This window comes from Azospirillum sp. A29, from assembly GCF_042604625.1.
GTDB lineage: Bacteria > Pseudomonadota > Alphaproteobacteria > Azospirillales > Azospirillaceae > Azospirillum > Azospirillum palustre.
This window is the reverse complement of the sequence record NZ_CP170464.1, coordinates 1-20,000: the sequence shown is the minus strand read 5'-3', so window position 1 is coordinate 20,000 and position 20,000 is coordinate 1. Positions and strand designations below refer to the sequence as shown.

At 68.0% G+C, this 20,000-nt stretch carries 16 protein-coding genes (1 of these 16 running past the window's edge); 10 read left to right on the top strand and 6 right to left on the bottom strand.

Annotation, left to right across the window (positions count from 1 at the left end):
• Positions 1–429, bottom strand: partial view of an LLM class flavin-dependent oxidoreductase gene (locus ABNQ38_RS12250; RefSeq protein ID WP_377807649.1) — the 5' end (the start) only. It extends 570 nt beyond the left edge of the window; the window shows 429 of its 999 coding nt (coding positions 1–429); its start codon is at positions 427–429; its stop codon lies beyond the left edge, outside the window.
• Between the two features lie 138 nt (positions 430–567).
• Positions 568–1,824 (bottom strand): cation:proton antiporter, encoded by a 1,257-nt coding sequence (locus tag ABNQ38_RS12245; RefSeq protein WP_377807648.1) that lies wholly within the window; start codon positions 1,822–1,824, stop codon positions 568–570.
• Between the two features lie 286 nt (positions 1,825–2,110).
• On the opposite strand from ABNQ38_RS12245, the gene ABNQ38_RS12240 reads away from it, so the two are divergent.
• Positions 2,111–4,846 (top strand): PAS domain-containing protein, encoded by a 2,736-nt coding sequence (locus ABNQ38_RS12240; protein WP_377807647.1) that lies wholly within the window; start codon positions 2,111–2,113, stop codon positions 4,844–4,846.
• Positions 4,847–5,059: 213 nt separating this feature from the next.
• Here the strand turns inward: ABNQ38_RS12240 and ABNQ38_RS12235 are convergent, their stop codons facing one another.
• Positions 5,060–8,203: an efflux RND transporter permease subunit gene (locus ABNQ38_RS12235; protein ID WP_377807646.1), complete on the bottom strand. Its 3,144-nt coding sequence runs from the start codon at positions 8,201–8,203 to the stop codon at positions 5,060–5,062.
• A 47-nt stretch (positions 8,204–8,250) separates the two neighbouring features.
• Positions 8,251–9,456: an efflux RND transporter periplasmic adaptor subunit gene (locus ABNQ38_RS12230; RefSeq protein ID WP_377807645.1), complete on the bottom strand. Its 1,206-nt coding sequence runs from the start codon at positions 9,454–9,456 to the stop codon at positions 8,251–8,253.
• Between the two features lie 186 nt (positions 9,457–9,642).
• On the opposite strand from ABNQ38_RS12230, the gene ABNQ38_RS12225 reads away from it, so the two are divergent.
• Together ABNQ38_RS12225 and ABNQ38_RS12220 are read left to right on the top strand one after the other, a co-directional pair.
• Positions 9,643–10,305, top strand: coding sequence for a TetR/AcrR family transcriptional regulator (locus ABNQ38_RS12225; RefSeq protein WP_377807644.1), 663 nt, complete (start codon positions 9,643–9,645; stop codon positions 10,303–10,305).
• Between the two features lie 79 nt (positions 10,306–10,384).
• Positions 10,385–11,077, top strand: coding sequence for a TetR/AcrR family transcriptional regulator (locus ABNQ38_RS12220; RefSeq protein WP_377807643.1), 693 nt, complete (start codon positions 10,385–10,387; stop codon positions 11,075–11,077).
• A gap of 13 nt (positions 11,078–11,090) precedes the next feature.
• Here the strand turns inward: ABNQ38_RS12220 and ABNQ38_RS12215 are convergent, their stop codons facing one another.
• Positions 11,091–12,563, bottom strand: a complete 1,473-nt coding sequence (locus ABNQ38_RS12215; RefSeq protein WP_377807642.1) for an MFS transporter — start codon at positions 12,561–12,563, stop codon at positions 11,091–11,093.
• Positions 12,564–12,878: 315 nt separating this feature from the next.
• Here ABNQ38_RS12215 and ABNQ38_RS12210 point away from each other — a divergent pair, with 315 nt between their 5' ends.
• Genes ABNQ38_RS12210 through ABNQ38_RS12180 form a run of 7 tightly spaced genes read left to right on the top strand, consistent with a single transcriptional unit; the run spans position 12,879 to position 18,721 of the window.
• The gene (locus ABNQ38_RS12210; RefSeq protein WP_377807641.1) at positions 12,879–13,553 is read left to right on the top strand and encodes an amino acid ABC transporter permease; all 675 of its coding nucleotides are present in this window, start codon (positions 12,879–12,881) and stop codon (positions 13,551–13,553) included.
• A 13-nt stretch (positions 13,554–13,566) separates the two neighbouring features.
• Positions 13,567–14,220 (top strand): amino acid ABC transporter permease, encoded by a 654-nt coding sequence (locus ABNQ38_RS12205; RefSeq protein ID WP_377807640.1) that lies wholly within the window; start codon positions 13,567–13,569, stop codon positions 14,218–14,220.
• A 50-nt stretch (positions 14,221–14,270) separates the two neighbouring features.
• Positions 14,271–15,080, top strand: a complete 810-nt coding sequence (locus ABNQ38_RS12200; RefSeq protein ID WP_377807639.1) for a transporter substrate-binding domain-containing protein — start codon at positions 14,271–14,273, stop codon at positions 15,078–15,080.
• Positions 15,081–15,118: 38 nt separating this feature from the next.
• Positions 15,119–15,907, top strand: a complete 789-nt coding sequence (locus ABNQ38_RS12195; RefSeq protein WP_377807638.1) for an amino acid ABC transporter ATP-binding protein — start codon at positions 15,119–15,121, stop codon at positions 15,905–15,907.
• Between the two features lie 31 nt (positions 15,908–15,938).
• Positions 15,939–16,877, top strand: a complete 939-nt coding sequence (locus ABNQ38_RS12190) for a 2-hydroxyacid dehydrogenase (protein ID WP_377807637.1) — start codon at positions 15,939–15,941, stop codon at positions 16,875–16,877.
• A gap of 12 nt (positions 16,878–16,889) precedes the next feature.
• Positions 16,890–17,987 (top strand): LacI family DNA-binding transcriptional regulator, encoded by a 1,098-nt coding sequence (locus tag ABNQ38_RS12185; protein WP_377807636.1) that lies wholly within the window; start codon positions 16,890–16,892, stop codon positions 17,985–17,987.
• Positions 17,984–18,721 (top strand): 2-keto-4-pentenoate hydratase, encoded by a 738-nt coding sequence (locus ABNQ38_RS12180; RefSeq protein ID WP_377807635.1) that lies wholly within the window; start codon positions 17,984–17,986, stop codon positions 18,719–18,721. The genes ABNQ38_RS12185 and ABNQ38_RS12180 overlap by 4 nt, the downstream gene beginning before the upstream one ends.
• A gap of 43 nt (positions 18,722–18,764) precedes the next feature.
• On the opposite strand, the gene ABNQ38_RS12175 is transcribed toward ABNQ38_RS12180, so the two are convergent.
• Positions 18,765–19,943: a D-alanyl-D-alanine carboxypeptidase family protein gene (locus ABNQ38_RS12175; RefSeq protein ID WP_377807634.1), complete on the bottom strand. Its 1,179-nt coding sequence runs from the start codon at positions 19,941–19,943 to the stop codon at positions 18,765–18,767.
• Between the last annotated feature and the right edge of the window lie 57 nt (positions 19,944–20,000).

The window sequence follows — 20,000 nt, the reverse complement described above, 5'->3', positions numbered from 1 at the left end:
CTCAAAATACATCTGCAGCTCGACGACGTCCTGCGGGAAGCGGTCGCCGCTGTCGGTCATGTCCCGGCGCAGCGCCCGCGCCGTCATCATGTCCGTACCCGGTGCACGGCCGAGCCCGAGGTCGATGCGGCCGGGATACAGCGACTCCAGCGTGCCGAACTGCTCCGCCACCACCAGCGGCGCATGGTTGGGCAGCATCACCCCGCCCGACCCGACGCGGATGGTCGAGGTGCCGGCGGCGACATGGGCGATCACCACGGCGGTGGCCGCACTGGCGATGCCCGGCATGTTGTGGTGCTCGGCCAGCCAATAGCGCTTGTAGCCCCAGCCTTCCGCATGGCGGGCGAGGTCGAGGGTGTTGCGGAAGCTGTCGGCAGCGGTCGCCCCCTGGACGATCGGGCTGAGGTCGAGAACGGAAAAGGGAATCATCGCGCGATCCACCACAGGAACGGGGGTGCGGCCGGCTGGCGGCCATCGGTTGCCATTCAAGGTATGGTCCCGGAGGTGCCGGTTCCACGCCGGGCCCCGCGCGGCAGCCTTGCGTGCGAAACGACGGTGTGGCGGAGGTCAGGGATCCTGCCGGCCGCCGTAAAGCCGGCGGCCGATGGGTTCCAGGGTCAGGCCCTGCACCAGGATGCTGAAGGCGACGGCGACATAGCAGACCGCCAGGATGGGATCGCGATAGGGGCTGGCCGGCAGCGACAGCACCAGGGCCACCGCAACGCCGCCCCGCAGTCCCGCCCAGGTCAGGATGGCCAGCGCGCTGGATTTGTCGGTCCGCCCCATATGCATGAGCAGGGCCGGCGTCAGGCTGAGCGTCCGCGCCGCCAGGGCCAGCGGAACGGCCAGCAGGGCGGCGAGCAGCACCGGCCCGGTCCAGGAGATCACCACCGTCGCCTCCAGCCCCACCAGCAGGAACAGCAGCGAATTCAGCACGGCGTCGATCATCTTCCAGACCACACGCAGGTCGCGGCGACTCTCGTCGCTGCGCACATGCCGCCCGGTCGTGGAGCCGATCAGCAGCCCGGCAACCACGACGGCGATGGGGCCGGACAGGCCGAGCCGGCTGGCCAGCGAGTAAGTGCCCAGCACCAGCGCCAGCGAGATGGTCAGCTCCACCACGCTCTCATTGACCTGCCGCTTCGCCTGATAGGCGATCCAGCCGCAAACGAAGCCCAGCGCCGCCCCGCCCATCGCCTCTTTCAGGAAGTCCAGCGCGGCCTCCCCCACCATCAGGTCCTGCTCGCTGCCGGTCGCGAGGTGGAGCAGCGTGGCGAAGAGCACCACACCGGCGCCGTCGTTGAACAGGCTTTCGCCGGAGATCACCGACCGCAAGCTGTCCGGAACCGGCAGCCGCCCCAGGATGCCATGCACCGCCACCGGATCGGTCGGCGCCACGGTCGCTCCCAGCACCAGGCACCAGATCAGCGGCACCTCGATCCCGACCAGCGGGAAGAGGACGTGCAGCCCCAGCCCCATCAGGCCGGTGAACAGCAGGACGCTCACCGTCGCCAGGGCCAGAACCGTCCATTTCCGCTTCAGCAGGACGCACAGATCCTCGTTCACCGCGGCGGTGTAGAGCAGCAGGCTGAGAATGCCGTCGAGCAGGATCGCCGGCAGGCTGATCTGGTCGATCAGACCGCGCAGCCAGTCGCCCACGCCCAGGCTGGAGCCCGCCGCGTCGATGCCGCTCACCAGCAGCGCCAGAGCCAGCCCCTGGAAGAACAGAGAGATGGTATTGGGCAGCCTCAGCCAGTTGTGATTGATGAGACCGAAGATGGCCGCCAGGGTCAGCAATATGGCACATAGATCGAACGGACCCACGGGCATTCTCCGAAAAAAGCAGCGCATGCTGCGCAATCGCCCGACAAATTCCTGACCGGGCCAAGAAACGGCTGCCGGCCGCGATGATCTCGAAAACATCGCCAGAGGTGCGAAAGTCGCGAACGCGCGGGGATTCGAGGAAACTACTCCCAAATGGTTAGAGGGCGCCGATTGCCACCCCAGATACGATTGCCTATTCTTTCGTCATGAACTGCGCAGGGATCCTTATGTTTCTTCCAATTGATGCTCATCGCCGCCGTAGCGCTGCCGTGGCGATATCGGTCTCATGATGGCCGACCCGGTCTGGCAGGACGCCGCAAGGCTGCGGCAATCCGCAGTTTTCGGTCGCGCACCCGACGGCACGGAAAGAGCGGGCTGGACAGGTCCGGACGTCTTTACCGGCGGCGGGGAGATGGGCCGGCGGATGCGGGAGATGGACTGGTCGGCGACTCCGCTCGGCCAGCCGGAAGACTGGCCGCAGTCGCTGCGCACCATCGTCAACCTGATGCTGACCTCCAGCTTCCCGATGTTCGCGGTCTGGGGGCCGGAGCTGACTTTTCTCTACAACGACAGCTACCGGCCGATCCTGGGCGACAAGCCGGAGGCGCTGGGCCGCCCCTTCGCCGAGGTGTGGGCCGACATCTGGGGGGATCTGGTCCCGCTGGTGGCGCGGGCGCTTGCCGGCGAGGCCACCTATCACGAGGACCGGCAGCTCTTCATGGAGCGGCACGGCTATCGGGAGGAAACCTATTTCACCTTCTCCTACAGCCCGGTCCGCGACGAGTCCGACCGCGTCGCCGGCATGTTCTGTGCCTGCACCGAGAACACCGCCCGCGTGCTGGCCGAGCGGCGGCTGACCTTCCAGCTCGATCTGGCGGAGAAGCTGCGCGGATTGAACGATCCGGTCTGCATCACCGCCGCCGCCGCCGAAGCCATCGGCCGCCATCTGCGGGTGGCGCGGGCCGGCTATGGCCGGACCGATCCGACCGGCAGCATGATTTCGGTGGACCGCGACTGGAGCGACAGCGGGGTGGAGAGCCTCGCCGGCGAGTCCCGGCCGCTCGACAGCTTCGGCCCGGCGCTGATCGCCGAACTGCGGGCGGGATACACGCTGCGCGTCGACGACGTCACCACCGACCCCCGCACCAGCGGAAGCGGGCCGGCGGCGGCCTTCGCCGGGATCGGAGCGCGCGCGCTGCTGGTCGTGCCCCTGCTGAAGGCGGGACAGCTGACGGCCATCCTTTACCTGCACGAGGGCGAGGCGCGCCACTGGACCGAAACCGACGCCGCCCTGGCGGAGGATGTGGCCGAACGGACCTGGGCCGCGGTCGAGCGTGCCCTCGCCGAGGCGGCCCTGCGGGCCGCCAACAAGGCCCTGATCCGCGAACGCGCCGCGGTGGAGGCGGCCAACGCCCGGCTGGCGGCGGAGGGGGAGCGGCTGCGTACCCTGTTCCGGCAGGCGCCGGGCTTCATGTGCGTGCTGCGCGGGCCCGACCATGTCTTCGAACTGGCGAACGACACCTACATGCAGCTGGTCGGCCGCCAGGATCTGGTGGACCGCCCGGCGCGGGACGCTTTGCCGGAGGTGGAGGGCCAGGGCTTCTTCGAATTGCTCGACCGCGTCTATGCCAGCGGCGAGACCTTCGTCGGGCACAGCATGCCCATCAGTTTCCAGCGCCGGCCGGGCGGGCCGCTAGAGGAGCGTTTCCTCACCTTCGTCTATCAGCCGATCAAGGACGAGGACGGCCGCGTCACCGGCCTGTTCGTCGAGGGCAGCGACGTCACCGAGGCGAAGCGGGCCGAGGAGGAGCTGCAACAGCTCAACGCCACGCTGGAGGCCCGCGTTGCCGAGGAGGTGGCGGAGCGCGAGCGCGTCCAGATCGCGCTGTTGCAGACGCAGAAGACCGAGGCGCTGGGTCAGATGACCGGCGGCGTCGCCCACGACTTCAACAATCTGCTCCAGGCGCTGTCCGGCTGCCTGCACATGATCGAGAAGCGGGCGGAGGGCACGCGCATCCAGCCGCTGGTCGATGCCGGCCGGCAGGCGGTGGACCGCGGCGCCAAGCTGGTGCAGCAGCTGATGGCCTTCGCCCGCCGGCAGGCCCTGAGGCCGGAGACGGTCGATCTGCGCGACCGCGTGCTCGGCATGTCGGAGCTGCTGAACCGGGCCCTGCGCGCCGACATCCGGCTGGAGGTGGACTTCGCCACCGGGCTCTGGCCGGTGGAGGTCGATGCGACGCAGCTGGAGCTGGCCCTGCTGAACCTCGTGGTCAACGCGCGCGACGCGATGCCGGACGGCGGCATGCTGTCGATCCGGGCGGCCAACGTCACCCTGACGCACGGCGATCCGCAGGCGCCGAACGGGCTGTCGGGCGAATTCGTGCGGCTGACGGTGAGCGACACCGGCACCGGCATGCCGGCCGATGTCCAGGCCCGCGCCTTCGACCCCTTCTTCACCACCAAGGAGATCGGCAAGGGCAGCGGGCTCGGGCTGTCGCAGGTCTACGGCTTCGCCCGCCATTCCGGCGGCACCGTCTGGATCGAGAGCGAGGAAGGGCGCGGCACCACCATCGGCCTGCTGATCCGCCGGTCGGGCACCGCCCCGGCGACGGCGGCCGAACCGGTGGCGGAGGCCGGCGCCAGCCGGGTCGGCGGCCATGTTCTGGTGGTGGAAGACGACCCCATCGTCGCGCTGACCGTGGCGACCGCGCTGGAGGATGCCGGCTTCACCATCACGCGCGCGGCCACGGCCGACGAGGCGCTGCCCCTGCTGGAGGCCGGCGGTTTCGACCTGCTGTTCAGCGACGTGGTGATGCCCGGCACCATGAGCGGCGTCGATCTGGCGCGGAGCGCGCAGCGGCTCCGGCCCGATCTGCCCGTCGTTCTGGCGACCGGCTACAGCGAGGAGGTCGCCCGCGCCACCGGCGTGATGGTGCTGGCGAAACCCTACCGCATCGACCATCTGGTCGAGGTGCTGGACACGCTGCTGACGGAAGCGGGGATCCCCTCTCCCCCCCGCTAACGCGCAAACTTCGTTTGCGCTGACGCGACAGGCGGATCGAAGATCCGCCGAAAGCGGGGAGAGGGTTAGGGTAAGGGGGTCCCGCGGTGAGGATTTTCAAGAGTCGCGCACTCTCCGCTCCCCACCGAAGCCAAGCTGTGCATCCCCCTCACCCCGACCCTCTCCCCGGGGGGAGAGGGGGATTTTCACGGGAGCGAGGGAACGCACCTCCCCTCAGCCGCCTGCCGCCGGCTGCGGCATGGCGCCATGCCCCGGCCGCCTGCGGACGAACAGCCGGTAGACCGCGACGAAGAAGACCGGCACGAACAGCACCGCCAGCACGGTGGCGGAGATCATGCCACCAATCACGCCGACGCCGATGGCGTTCTGGCTCTCCGACCCGGCGCCGGTGCTGATCGCCAGCGGCAGGACGCCGAGGATGAAGGCCATCGAGGTCATGATGATGGGGCGCAGGCGCTGGCGGCAGGCCTCCGCCGCGGCTTCCTTCAACTCCATGCCTTGGTCGTAGAGCGCCTTGGCGAACTCCACGATCAGGATGGCGTTCTTCGCCGACAGGCCGATGGTGGTGAGCAGGCCGACCTGGAAATAGACGTCGCTCGGCAGGCCGCGCAGCGTCGCCGCGATGACGGCGCCGATGACGCCCAGCGGCACCACCAGGATGACCGACACCGGCACCGACCAGCTCTCATAAAGGGCAGCGAGGCAGAGGAAGACGATGATCATCGACAGGGCGTAGAGCGCCGGCGCCTGCGAGCCGCTGAGCCGCTCCTCGTAGGACAGGCCGGTCCATTCGTAGCCGATGCCCGGCGGCAGCTTCTGCATCAGCGTCTCCATCTCGGTCATCGCCTCGCCCGAGCTGATGCCCGGTGCGGCCGATCCCTGGATGTTCAGCGACGAGGAGCCGTTGTAGCGCTCCAGCTTCGGCGAGCCGTAGATCCACTGCGCCGTGGTGAAGGCGGAGAAGGGGACCATCTGGCCGCCGGCGTTGCGCACATACCAGCGGTCGATGTCGCTGGGCTGCATGCGGTAGGGCGCGTCGGCCTGGAGATAGACCTTCTTCACCCGGCCCTGGTCGATGAAGTCGTTGACGTAGGACGAGCCCCAGGCCGCCGACAGCGTCGTGTTGATGTCGCTGAGCGACAGGCCGAGCGCGCTCGCCTTCTCGCGGTCGATGTCCAGCTTGAACTGCGGGGTGTCCTCCAGACCGTTGGGACGGACGCCGACCAGCTTCGGGTTCTGCGCCGCCGCACCCAGCAGCTGGTTGCGCGCCTGCATCAGCCGGTCATGGCCCAGCCCGCCGCGGTCGACCAGCTGAAGGTCGAAGCCGGTGGCGTTGCCGAGGCCGGGAACCGACGGCGGCAGGAAGGAGAAGAGCACCGCGTCCTTCAGCTTCGACATCGCCCCCATCACCCGGCCGGCAATGGCCTGCGGTTTCTGCGACGCCTGGGGGCGTTCGCTCCAGTCCTTCAGACGGACGAAGGCCATGCCGGCATTCTGGCCACGGCCGGAGAAGTTGAAACCGACGATGGTGAACAGGCCCTCGACGCTGTCCTTCTCCTTTTCCAGCATATAGGCGGTGAGGGCCTTGGCGGTCTCGGCCGTGCGCTGCGAGCTGGCGTTCGGCGGGGCCGACCACAGCACGAACAGCTGGCCGCGATCCTCCGTCGGCAGGAAGGAGGACGGCATCTGCACGAACAGGTAGCCCAGCCCGCCCAGGATCAGGGCATAGGCGATGAAGTAGCGGCCCAGCCGGTTGATCGCGCCGCGCACGCCACGGACATAGACCCGGCTGCCGGCGTCGAAGCCGCGGTTGAACAGGCCGAAGAAGCCGCGTTTCGCATGGCCGTGACCGGCAGCGACCGGCTTCAGGATGGTGGCGCAGAGTGCAGGGGTCAGGACCAGGGCGACCAGCACCGACAGCGCCATCGCGGAGACGATGGTCAGCGAGAACTGGCGGTAGATGGCGCCGGCAGACCCGCCGAAGAAGGCCGACGGCACGAACACCGCCGACAGGACCAGCGCGATGCCGACCAGCGCACCGGTGATCTGGTCCATCGACTTGCGCGTCGCCTCGCGCGGGGGGAGCCCCTCCTCGCCCATCACGCGCTCGACGTTCTCGACGACGACGATGGCGTCGTCGACCAGCAGGCCGATCGCCAGCACCATGCCGAACATCGTCAGCACGTTGATCGAGAAGCCGAAGGCCGACATCACGCCGAAGGTGCCGAGCAGCACCACCGGAACCGCGATGGTCGGGATCAGCGTCGCGCGGAAGTTCTGGAGGAACAGGTACATCACGACGAAGACGAGGACGATGGCCTCGAACAGCGTCTTGATCACCTCGTGGATCGACAGCTGGACGAAGGGCGTCGTGTCGTAGGGGTAGATGACCTCGATGCCGGCCGGGAAGAAGGGCTGAAGCTCCGCCACCCGCGCCTTGACCGCGGCGGCGGTGTTCAGCGCGTTGGCCCCGGTCGCCAGCTTGATGCCGACGCCGGCCGCCGGCTTGCCGTTGTAGGCGGCGTTGATCTCGTAGGTTTCGGACCCGATCTCGATCCGCGCCACGTCGCGCAGCCGCACCTGCGACCCGTCGGGGTTCACGCGCAGCAGGATGGCGCCGAACTGCTCCGGCGTCTGGAGCCGCGACTGGGCGCTGATGGTGGCGTTGATCTGCTGGCCCTGGACCGCCGGGGCGCCGCCGAGCTGGCCGGCGGAGACCTGGGCGTTCTGGGTCTTGACCGCGTTGGAGACGTCGGTGGTGGTCAGCGCAAAGTTGTTCAGCGCGTCGGGATCGAGCCAGATGCGCATGGCATGCTGCGGCCCGAAGACGGTGATGTCGCCCACGCCTTCGACGCGGCTCAGCGTATCCTGAAGGTTGGAGGTGACGTAGTCGGCGATGTCGCCCTGGCTGAGGCGCCCGTCGCTGGACACGAAACCGACCACCAGAAGGAAGTCGTTGCCGGCCTTCGACACCTGGATGCCGCGCTGCTGGACCTCCTGCGGCAGCAGCGGCGTCGCCAGCTGCAGCTTGTTCTGGACCTGCACCTGGGCGATGTCGGGGTTGGCCTCCGGCTCGAAGGTCAGGGTGATGGTGACGTTGCCGGAGGAGTCGCTGTTGGAGGACATGTAGCGGAAATGGTCGAGCCCGGTCATCTTCTGTTCGATGACCTGGGTGACCGTGTCCTCCAGCGTCTTGGCCGAGGCGCCGGGATAGCTGGCGGTGATCGACACCGTCGGCGGCGCGATCTTCGGATATTGCTCGACGGGCAGCCGCAGGATCGCCAGCGCACCCGCCATCATGATGACGATGGCGATGACCCAGGCGAATACCGGGCGGTCGATGAAGAATTTCGACATGGGGAAGGTGTCCTGCGAGCGGTACCTGGGGCGAACGGTACCTGGGATCAGCGGGCCGAGGCGGCCTTTTCAGGCAATGAGGCCAGCGCGTTCTGGGCGGGTACCGGCTTCACTTCCGCCCCCGGCTTCAGCTTTTGCAGACCCTCCACCACCACGCGCTCGCCGGGAGCCAGCCCGTCCGACACCAGCCAGACATTGCCGACCGGGCGTTCGGTCTTGATGGTGCGCGGGGTCGCCTTGTTGTCGGCGCCCACCACCCAGACGCGGGCCGAGCCGTCCGGCGAGCGGGCCACCGCGGCCTGCGGCACGGTGATGGCGTTCTCCGCCACGCCCTGCTCGACGCGGGCGCGGACGAAGAGGCCCGGCAGCAGCTGCTTGTTCGGGTTGGGGAAGACCGCGCGCAGCTGGACCGAACTGGTGCCGGCATCGACCGTGACGTCGGCGAACTGCAGTTCGCCCTTCGCCGGATAGGCGGTGTCGTCGCCACTGGCGTTGCTGTTCAGGAACAGCGTCACCGGGATCTTGCCGGGTTCCGCCGGGCGGATGCGGCCGCTCTCCATGTCCTCACGCAGTTTCATCAGCTGCGAGGCGGTCTGCGTCACGTCGACATAGATCGGGTCGAATTGCTGGATGGTGGCGAGCGCCGTCGCCTGGTTGGAGGTGACCAGCGCGCCCTCCGTCACCGCCGACTTGCCGATGCGGCCGGAGATCGGGGCGAACACCTTGGTGTAGTTCAGGTTGATGCTGGCAAGGTTGTAGGCCGCCTTGGCGGAGGCGACCTGCGCCTCGTTCTGCTTCAGCGAGGCCTGGACGTCGTCGAAGTCCTGCTTGCTGACCACGCTGTTCTTGACCAGATCGCCATAGCGCGACGCCTTGTTGCGGGCGGCCTGGAGATTGGCCTCCGCCTTCTGCACATCGGCCTGGGCGCTCGCCAGCGACGCCTCGTAGGTGGCGGGGTCGATCTGATAGAGCTGGTCGCCCGCCTTGACCTCGCTGCCCTCGCGGAACAGGCGCTTCAGCACGATGCCGCTGACCTGCGGACGGATTTCCGCCACCCGGTAGGGGGCGGTGCGGCCCGGAAGCTCGGTGGTCACCGGCAGGCGCTGCGGCTCGATGGTGGCGACCGAGACCTCGGGCGGGCCGCCGGCGCCCTGGGGCTGGCCGGAGGCCTGCTTCTGCTGGTTGCAGCCGGCGAGCACCGCGATCAGGCAGGCCGCCGCGGCCAGCGTCATGAATGAGTTGGATTTCGACATCTCTTTCCTCGTCTCGGCGCCGCGCGTCTCGCGGACCCCGTCTCCCTGATACGCCGGGCTTCAGGCCGACCTTCGGTCCGGGCTACGGGTGGTCCGGCTCATCCCCGTTGCTTAGTACTGTCTCATACAGTACAGTGTACTGGACGATACATTCAGAATGCTGCACCGCGCAAGGGGGTTCCGCAAATGCCCGATATGGGGCTGGAACATAGAGGTCAAGGGACGGCGACAGCGACCGGCCGCGGGCATGCGCGCTGCAGGGCGCTGCTGGATGCCGCGGCCACGCTGTTCGTCGAAAAGGGCTATGCCGCCACCTCGCTCAGCGACGTGCTGAAACTGGCCGGCGGGTCGCGCGCCACGCTGTACGAGCATTTCGGCGACAAGGACGGCCTGTTCCGCGCCATGATGGAGGAGCATTGCGCCCGCGTGCTGGAAACCATGGCGGAAAACGCCGCGCCCGACCATATCGCCGACCCCGAAGAGCGGCTGAACCGGATCGCGCTGCACATCGCCGAAACGCTGATGGCGCCGCGGACCACCACCATCCTGCGCACCCTGATCTCGGAGAGTGCCCGCATCCCCGATCTGGTTGAGACCTTCGTCCGCGTCGGACCGGAGCGCACGCGGGCGCAGATGGCGGACTGCCTGCGCGACCTGGACGCCCGCGGGCGGATCCGCGTCGACGATCCGGAGATGGCGGCACAGGCCTTCTGCGGGATGGTGACCGGCAACCTGCTGATGGAGCGGCTGATCCTGCCGGACCGGCCGGTCGATTTCGCCGCGGTGGAACGCTATGTCCGCGCCGGCGTCCGGCTGTTCCTGCGCGGTGCCGCGCCTTCCTCCCCATGACGGAACGATACAGAAAATCCGGCAACCGGACCATAAAGGGCCGGATCATCAGGGGCCGGATCGCCGGGAAAACACGACGATGACCAGCAGCAACCATCCGGGAACCGTGCCAGGAACCGTGCCAGGAACCGTGAAGGATCCGTCCACCTGGGGACCGCGCGGCATGGCGCGCCGGCAGGCGATCCTGGCGACGGCGCGGCGCCTGTTCCTCGAAAAGGGGTTTGAGAAGACGACGCTCAGCGACATCATCGCCGAGGCCGGCGGCTCCCGCGCTACGCTGTACGAGCATTTCGGCGACAAGGAGGGTCTGTTCCGCGCCATCATGGAGGAGGACAACGCCATGATCCTCTCCGGCCTCGCCCCGGCCCAGGCTGACGAGCGTGTGACGCCGGAAGCCGGGCTGACCGCCTTCGCCCTGCATCTGGTCAAGGCCCTGCTGAACGAGGAGACCACCGGCACCGTCCGCATCCTGATCTCGGAGGGCGACCGCGTTCCCGACATCGCCGAAGCCTTCTTCCGCATCGGGCCGGAAAACGCCATCGGCCGGCTGGCGGACTATCTGCGGCGGCTGTCGGACAAGGGGGAACTCCGTATCGAGGATCCGGCCGCGGCCGCCCAGGCCTTCCTCGGCATGGTCACCGGCAACCTGCTGATCCGCCGCCTGATCCTGCCGCAGCACGCGCCCGCCATCCCCGATCTCGACCGCTATGTCCGGCAGGCGGTGCGGCTGTTCCTGAACGGCGCCTGCGCCCCGGAGACGAAGGCGGGCTGACACCGGGAAACCTTCACACAGTCTCCACTGCCCTGTCCCCCACGCCGCGGTGGCGGTCGGCCTTGGTCAGCGGTTCGGCGATGTCCTCCAACCCCTTGCCTTCGGCGTCGACGCCGTAGACGAGCGCCACCACCCCGCCGACCATCATCACCACCGACCCCAGCACATAGCCCCAGAACAGCGGGTCGCGCTCCGTCCCCTCCCCCACAAGCCAGCCGAACAGCAGCGGGCCGGTGGAGCCCACCACCTGGGCGATGGCGAAGAAATAGGAGATCGCCTGCGCCCGCACCTCCAGCGGGAAGATCTCGCTGACCGTCAGATAGGCCGACGACGCCCCGGCCGACGCGAAGAAGAAGGAGACGCACCAGAAGATCGTGTGCGTGTTCGCGGTCAGCACCCCCTGGCGGAACAGGAAGGCGGAGACTAGCAGCACGCTTCCCGCCAGCAGATAGGTGCCGAAGATCATCCGGCGGCGCCCCACCGTGTCGAACAGCGGCCCCAGCAGCAGCGGCCCGATCAGGTTGCCGGCGGCGAAGGGGAAGAAATAGAGCGCCGTCTGCGACGGGTCGAGATGGTAGAAATTCTGCAGGACCAGCGCGTAGGTGAAGAAGATCGCGTTGTAGAGGAAGGACTGCGTCACCATCATCGTCACGCCCAGGACGGTGCGCGTCGGGTACTGCCGGAAAAAGACGTCGACCAGCTGCGCGTAGGACACCGAATCCTCCGGAACGATGTGCATGGCCCGCTTCGGATCGACCGGCGCCAGCGTCTTGCCCTGCTCCCGCACGCTGGCCTCGATGTCGTCGACGATGCGCTCGGCCTCCGCTTCCATTCCGTGGGTGACCATCCAGCGCGGGCTTTCCGGGATGTGCCGGCGCAGCTGGATGATGATCAGCCCCAGCAGCGGGCCGATGAAGAAGGCGATGCGCCAGCCGAGATTTTCCGGGACCAGCGAATGGTCGAGCAGGAAAACGCTGCCGACCGCGCCGATCATCGCGCCTGCCCAATAGGTGCCGTTGACGGCGATGTCGACCCTGCCGCGGAAACGCGCGGGGATCAGCTCGTCGATGGCCGAGTTGACGGCGGCATACTCGCCGCCGATGCCCATCCCGGCGATGAAGCGCCAGACATAGAGGAACCAGGGCGTCCAGGCGAAGCCGGCGATGCCGGACGCGATCAGGTAGAGCGCCAGCGTGGTGATGAACAGCCGCTTCCGTCCCCAGCGGTCGGTCAGCCGGCCGAAGACCAGCGCGCCAACGACCTGCCCCATCAGATAGATGGTGCCGGCCAGCCCGACCTCGGCACTCGACATGCCGAGGCTCTCCTTATAGCCGGAGGCCGAGATCAGCTGGATTTCGATGCCGTCCAGGATCCAGCTGACTCCCAGCCCGATCACCACCATCCAGTGGAAGCGCGCCCAGGGCAGCCGGTCCATCCGGGCCGGCACCAGACTGCTCACCGCGGCGGCGCTGTTTGCAGCGGTCATGTCGGGCTGACTCCCCAAGGCTGGCGGAAAATGTCGTGCCTGTGAAAACACGGCGTGCCGCCGGAAGGTTTCCGAACCCGCAGGGTGCCGTCAAATATCTGGAATGCGAATTGTCCTGACTCTCCTCATTTCCCATTGCGCTTTTGGATCGATCCAATTAGCGTGTATCGGCAGTTGGAACGCAGAAATGCGTCCTACGGTCCGGGTAGCATCCCGGACGACAAGACTTGAGCGGACAAAGGCAATCCGTGCGACGCCAGGGCTTCCGGAAGCAATTCCCGGAAGGCGGCGCGACGCGGGTGCGGAGGAACGCCCGTGACCTATGATTTTCAATTCGACGCGGTGTTCGCGTCCTGGGATTATCTGCTCGACGGGGCATGGCTGACCGTCAGGCTGTCGTTCGGCGCCATGGCCATCGGCATGGTGGTCGCCATCCTCTGCGCGCTCGGCAAGACCTCCGGGCCGAAGCCGGTGCGCTGGGCGATCAACGTCTACATCGAGGTCATCCGCAACACGCCCTTCCTGGTGCAGATCTTCCTGATCTTCTTCGGGCTGCCGACGGTCGGGCTCCGGCTGTCGCCGGACGTGGCGGCGATGATCGCGATGGTCGTCAATGTCGGCGCCTATGCCACCGAGATCATCCGCGCCGGCATCGAATCCATCCACAAGGGCCAGATCGAAGCCGGGCTGGCGCTGGGCCTCAGGCCGCTGCAGGTCTTCCGCTACATCGTGCTGAAGCCGGCGCTGCGCACGGTTTATCCGGCGCTGACCAGCCAGTTCATCCTGCTGATGCTGAGTTCCAGCGTGGTGTCCGCAATCTCCGCCGACGAGCTGACCTCGGTCGCCAACAACATCCAGTCGCAGACCTTCCGCAGCTTCGAAATCTACATCGTGGTGACCGGCATCTATCTGGTTCTGGCGCTGATGTTCTCGGCCCTGTTCGCCGGCATCTACCGGCTGGCCTTCGCTTATTCCGTCGACCGGCGCTGAGGGGGACCGAGCGATGATCCGCGCCTTCGGATACAACGAATTCCTGTTCCTGCTCAGCGCCGTGCAATGGACGCTGCTGCTGTCGGTCATCGCCTTCATCGGCGGCGGCATCGTCGGGCTGTTCGTGGCGCTCGGCCGCACGTCGGACGTGAAGCCTCTGCGCCTGCTCGCCACCGGCTACATCCAGCTGTTCCAGGGCACGCCGCTGCTGATGCAGCTGTTCCTCGTCTTCTTCGGCGCCACCGTGATCGGCATCGACATGAGCCCGTGGGTCGCGGCGGCGGTCGGGCTGACGCTGAACACCAGCGCCTTCCTCGGCGAGATCTGGCGCGGCTGCATCCAGTCGGTGCCGCGCGGCCAGTGGGAGGCGGCCTCTTCGCTCGGCCTGCGCTATCCCGGCCTGATGCGCTACGTGATCCTGCCGCAGGCGGTGAAGGTGGCGGTGCCGCCGACCGTGGGCTATCTGGTGCAGGTCATCAAGGGCACCTCGCTGGCCGCCATCATCGGCTTCGTCGAGCTGACCCGCGCCGGCCAGATCGTCAACAACGCCACCTTCCAGCCCTTCCTGGTCTTCGGCATCGTCGCCGCGATCTATTTCGCGCTGTGCTGGCCGCTGTCGCTGCTGAGCCAGCGCCTAGAAGCCCGCTACGCCGCCCCATCTCGTTAGATCCTGGCTCGCTAAACCTCAAAAAACACCCGCACTCGGAGGAAACACCCATGGCCTTCACCGTCACCCGCCGCCTCGTCGTCGCCGGCGCCCTGATGACCGCCGCAGTCGGCCTGACCGCCACCGCTCACGCCCAGAGCGTCGAGGATATCAAGGGCAAGGGCAAGCTGACCATCGGCATGCTGGTCGATTTCCCGCCCTTCGGCATCACCAGCAGCGACGGCAAGCCGGACGGCTATGACGCCGACGTCGCCAAGCTGATGGCCAAGCACATGGGTGTGCCGGTGGACATCGTGCCGGTGACCGGGCCGAACCGCATCCCCTACCTGCTGACCGGCAAGGTCGACGTTCTGGTCGCCTCGCTCGGCATCACGCCGGAGCGCGCCAAGCAGGTCGCCTTCTCCGAGCCCTATGCCGCCATCGAGATCGGGCTGCTCGCCACGCAGAAGTCGACGGTCGCGAAGGCCGAGGATCTGTCGGGCAAGAGCGTCGGCGTCGCCCGCGCCAGCACCCAGGACCAGTCGCTGACCGCGGTGGCGCCGAAGGATGCCCGCATCATGCGCTTCGACGACGACGCCAGCGCCGTGCAGGCCCTGCTGTCCGGTCAGGTCGATGCGCTGGGCGTCAGCAACGTGGTGGCCCAGCAGATCAAGACGATGGCGCCCCAGGCCAATTACGAGATGAAGTTCGTCCTTAAGAGCCAGGTCCAGGGCGTGGCATTGCGCCAGGGCCAGGACAAGCTGATGGGCTGGGTCAACGGCTTCCTCGACACCGTGAAGAAGAACGGCGAGCTGAACGCCATCCATCAGAAGTGGCTGGGCACCGACCTGCCGGCGGCGGTCACCGCCAGCAAGTCATAACTCAGGCAGAGCGCAATCCCCCGGTGGAGGACAGGACCATGGCACTGGCGACCGAACCGACACGCAACGGCGTGGCGCCTCCGATGAGCGCGGATGTCGTCATCCGCATGGAAGGCGTCCAGAAATGGTACGATCAGTTCCAGGTGCTGAAGGACATCGACCTGGAGGTCCACCGGGGCGAGCGCATCGTCATCTGCGGCCCGTCCGGATCGGGAAAATCGACCCTGATCCGCTGCATCAACCAGCTGGAACGCCACCAGAAGGGCCGGATCACCGTCAACGGCGTCGAACTCGGCCCGCACCACCGCCAGCTGGACATGGTCCGGCGCGAGGTCGGCATGGTGTTCCAGAGCTTCAACCTGTTCCCGCACTTGACCGTGCTGGAGAACTGCATGCTGGCGCCGTTGAAGGTGCGCGGCACCACCAAGGCCGAGGCGAAGGCCACCGCCATGCGCTATCTGGAGCGGGTGCGCATTCCCGAGCAGGCCGACAAATACCCCGGTCAGCTGTCGGGCGGCCAGCAGCAGCGCGTCGCCATCGCGCGGTCGCTGTGCATGAACCCGAAGGTGATGCTGTTCGACGAGCCGACCTCCGCGCTTGACCCCGAGATGGTCAAGGAGGTGCTGGACACCATGATCGGGCTGGCCGAGGACGGCATGACCATGCTGTGCGTGACGCACGAGATGGGCTTCGCCAAATCGGTCGCCCACCGCGTCATCTTCATGGACCGCGGCGAGATCGTCGAGCAGAACACGCCGGAGGAGTTCTTCAGCGCCCCGAAATCGGAGCGGACACGGAGCTTCCTCGGCCAGATCCTGGCCCATTGAGAGTCTTCTGTTCCATCAAGGACGAATTGCTATGAAGCCCGAAATCCTGCTGATCGAACCCATGATGCCCGCCGTCGAGCAGGGTCTGGATGCGGCCTACACCGTCCATCGCCTGTCCGCCGCTGCGGATCGCGACCGGCTGATCGCCGAGGTCGGCGACCGGGTGCGTGCCGTCGTCACCGGTGGCGGGACCGGCGTGAAGAACGCGGTGGTCGATGCCCTGCCCACTCTCGGGATCGTCGCCATCAACGGCGTCGGCACCGATGCGGTCGATCTGGAGCATTGCCGCGGCCGCGGCGTGCGCGTCAGCAACACGCCGGACGTGTTGACCGACGATGTGGCCGATCTCGCCATCGGGCTGATGATCGCCGGGTCGCGCCGGATGATGGTGGGCGACCGCTTCGTCCGCGCCGGGCAATGGCCGACGGGCAAGCTGCCGCTCGCTCGCAAGGTCAGCGGCAAGCGGCTGGGCGTGCTGGGGCTGGGCCGCATCGGCGAGGCCATCGCCAAGCGCGCCGAGGCCTTCGGCATGACCATCGCCTACACCAACCGCAAGCCGCGCGACGGCGTGTCCTACCGCTTCGTCGCCTCGCCGGTCGATCTGGCGCGGGAGAGCGACATCCTGATGGTCGCCGCCTCGGCCGGGGCGGATGCCCGCAACATGGTCGGCCGCGCCGTGCTCGACGCGCTGGGGCCGGAAGGGCTGCTGGTCAATGTCGCGCGCGGCAGCGTGGTGGACGAGCCGGAGCTGCTGGCAGCCTTGACCGAGGGCCGGATCGGCGGCGCGGCACTGGACGTCTTCGCTGACGAGCCGAACGTGCCGGAGGGCTTCTACGGCCTCGACAACGTCGTGCTCCAGCCGCATCAGGCCAGCGCCACGGTGGAAACGCGGACGGCGATGGGCCAGCTGGTGCTCGACAATCTGGAGGCCTACTTCGCCGGCCGGCCGCTGCCGACCGCCGTGGTGTGAGGCGCGCCCACTGTGGCCAAGCCGCGCGATAGCCAGAATCCGGGAAGCGTCACCCTGACGGAGGTCGCCGGCCATGCCGGGGTGTCGCGCTCGACCGTGTCGCTGGTGCTGCGCGGCAGCCCGCTGGTCGCGGCGGAAACGCGGGAGCGGGTCCAGGCCGCCATGGCGGCGCTGGGCTACATCTACAACCGCGGCGCCGCCAACCTGCGCGCCGCCCGCACCCAGACAGTCGGGCTGCTGGTCTGCGAACTGAACAACCCCTTCTATGCCGAGCTGACGGCGGGGGTCGACGACGTGCTGGACACCGAGGGCTTCGTCGCCTTCATCGCCAACACCGCCGAGCAGCCAGAGCGTCAGGACCGCTTCCTGCAACGGATGCGGGAGCACAATGTCGACGGGGTGATCCTCTGCCCGGCCGCCGGAACGGACAGCGGGCTGCTCGACCGGCTGGACGGCTGGCGGCTGCCCTGCGTCCAGGCGCTGCGCTTCGTCCCCGACAGCCTGGATTCCGGCCGGGGGCGGGATTATGCCGGGGTCGATTATCAGGCGGGCATCGAGACGGTCATCGATCATCTCGTCGCGCTCGGCCATCGGCGGATCGCCTTCGTCGGCGGCACCTTGGATCATTCCGCCTACGCCGGGCGCCATGCCGGCTTCACCGCGGCGATGCGGCGGCACGGGCTGGCCGACGATCTGGTGCTGCGCTGCCCGCTGACCCGCCGGTCGGGTGCCGGGATCGCCGACGATCTGCTGAATAGGCCGCAGACACCCACGGCGGCGCTCTGCTACAACGACGTGGTGGCGCTCGGGCTGATGCTGGGACTGGAGGCGCGCGGCCTGCGGGCCGGGCGCGATCTGGCCGTCACCGGCTTCGACGACGTGCCGGAAGCGGCACTCAGCCGGCCGGCGCTGACCACCGTCGCCACCTCCGCAAGGCAGATCGGTCAGGAGGCCGCCCGGCTGCTGCTGCGCCGGATCGCCGACCCGCAGGGCCCGCCCGAGCGGATCATCCTACCGAGCCGGCTGGTCGTCCGCCAATCCTGCGGCTCCCCTGCTGGCTCCCCTGGCGCCGCTCTCTCCCCTTCCCTCCATCACAGAGATTTGTCATGACCGATACCGTCGAGGCCCTGATCGAGGCGCGCGAGACCCGCCAGTGGCTGACCGGGCTGGACAACCGCCCCGCCACCGAAGCGGAGGCCTATGAGATCCAGGACGCCGTCGCCCGCCGCCTGGGTCCCGTCACCGCCTGGAAGGTCGGCGCCGCCACGCCCGACGCCGAGCCGTTCCGCGCGCCGATCAACGCCGCCACCGTCTTCGAAAACACCGACCATCTCCCGGCCAAGCTGTTCCAGGTCATCGGCGTGGAGGCGGAGATCGCCTACCGCTTCGCCCGCGACCTGCCGGTGCGCGAGCAGCCCTACAGCCGGGAAGAGGTTCTGGCCGCCGTCGCCTCGGTCCATCCCGCCTGGGAGATCGTCGACACCCGCTTCGCCGGTTTCGGCAGCCAGGATCGGCTGAGCCACATGGCCGACCAGTTCAACCACGGCGCCCTGATCGTCGGGCCGGCCATCGCCGACTGGCGCGCGCTCGATCCGGTGAAGGAGACGGTGACGCTGGAGATCGACGGCGAGACCAAGGTCGATGTCGTCGGCGGCAACAGCGCCGGCGATCCGGTCCGCCTGCTGGTGTGGATGGCCAATGTCGGCGCCCGCAGCTTCGGCGGCCTGCATGAGGGCGAGGTGGTGACCACCGGTTCCTGCACCGGCACCATCTTCGTCGAGCCGGGCAGCCGCTCGGTCGCCCTCTACGGCACCATGGGCACCATCACGCTGAAGGTGGATTGATCGAAGGCCTCGCGGGCCGGAACTCACCGGCCCGCGAGGCAAATCAGGGCAGCAGGTGCCCCAGCCGCTGGCCGAGCGCGGTCAGACCGCTGGAGGCCGGGACGTCGGCACCGGCGACCAGATCGACCTGCCGGCGGACGGCGCCGTCATAGTCGATGCGCAGCCGGCCGACCACGTCACCGCGATGGACCGGGCTCGGCAGCGGTTCGGCCAGGGTGGCGACGACATGCAGGCTGTTGCGGTCGGCCGGCGCCAGGGTGACGGTGACGTCGTCGGCGACCGTCACCGGAACGCTGTCCTCCGCTCCCATCCACACCGGCGCCTGCTCCACCAGCTCGCCCTTGCGCAGCAGGGGGTAGAGCTTGAAGCTGTTCCAGGCCCAGTCGAGCAGCCGGGTCGGCTCGTCGTTGCGGGCCTGCGGGCTGGGCATGCCATTCACCACCAGCACCAGCCGGCGCCCGTTGCGCTCCCCCGACGCGGTCAGGCCATAGCCGCCGACATCGGTGTGGCCGGTCTTGATGCCGTCGACGCTGACGGGATGGTAGAGCAGCGGGTTGCGGTTGCCCTGGCGGATGCCGTTCCAGGTGAAATTCCGCTCCGACTCGTAATGGTAGAATTGCGGGAAGTCACGGATCAGGTGGGTGGCGAGGGTCGCCAGATCGCGGGCGGTGGTGTAGTGGCCCGGATCCGGCCAGCCGCTGGCGTTCATGAAATGGCTGTCGGCCATCCCCAGCTCGCGCGCCTTGGCGTTCATCATCCCGGCGAAGGCGGATTCGCTGCCGGCCAGCCCTTCCGCCAGCGCCACGGCGGCGTCGTTGCCGCTGTCGATCAGCAGGCCGCGCAGCAGATCCTCCACCCGCACCGTGCTGCCCAGCTTCAGGAACATGCGCGAGCCGCCCATCTTCCAGGCGGTCTGGCTGACCGGGAAGCTGGTGTCGAGCGTCGTCCGGCCATGGACCAGCGCGTCGTAGGCCAGATAGGCCGTCATCATCTTGGTCATCGAGGACGGCGCCATGCGCACCGTCCCGTTCTTGTCCAGCAGCACCTCACCGCTGGAGAGATCGACCAGATAGGCCTGCTTGGCCGCGGTGTCCGGCTGGGACAGCGCGAGTGCCGGGGCAGACAGCAGGATGGCGGCGGCGAGCGACAGGCAGCCGGCCAGATGGCGCAGCAGTGCGGCGGAACGGCCTTCGGAGCGCGGCCGCGGATTGACGACGATCACCCTGTGGATCCCCTGAGGCGACGGATGGGTCTTGCGAAGGCCGTTTCCATGGACCAT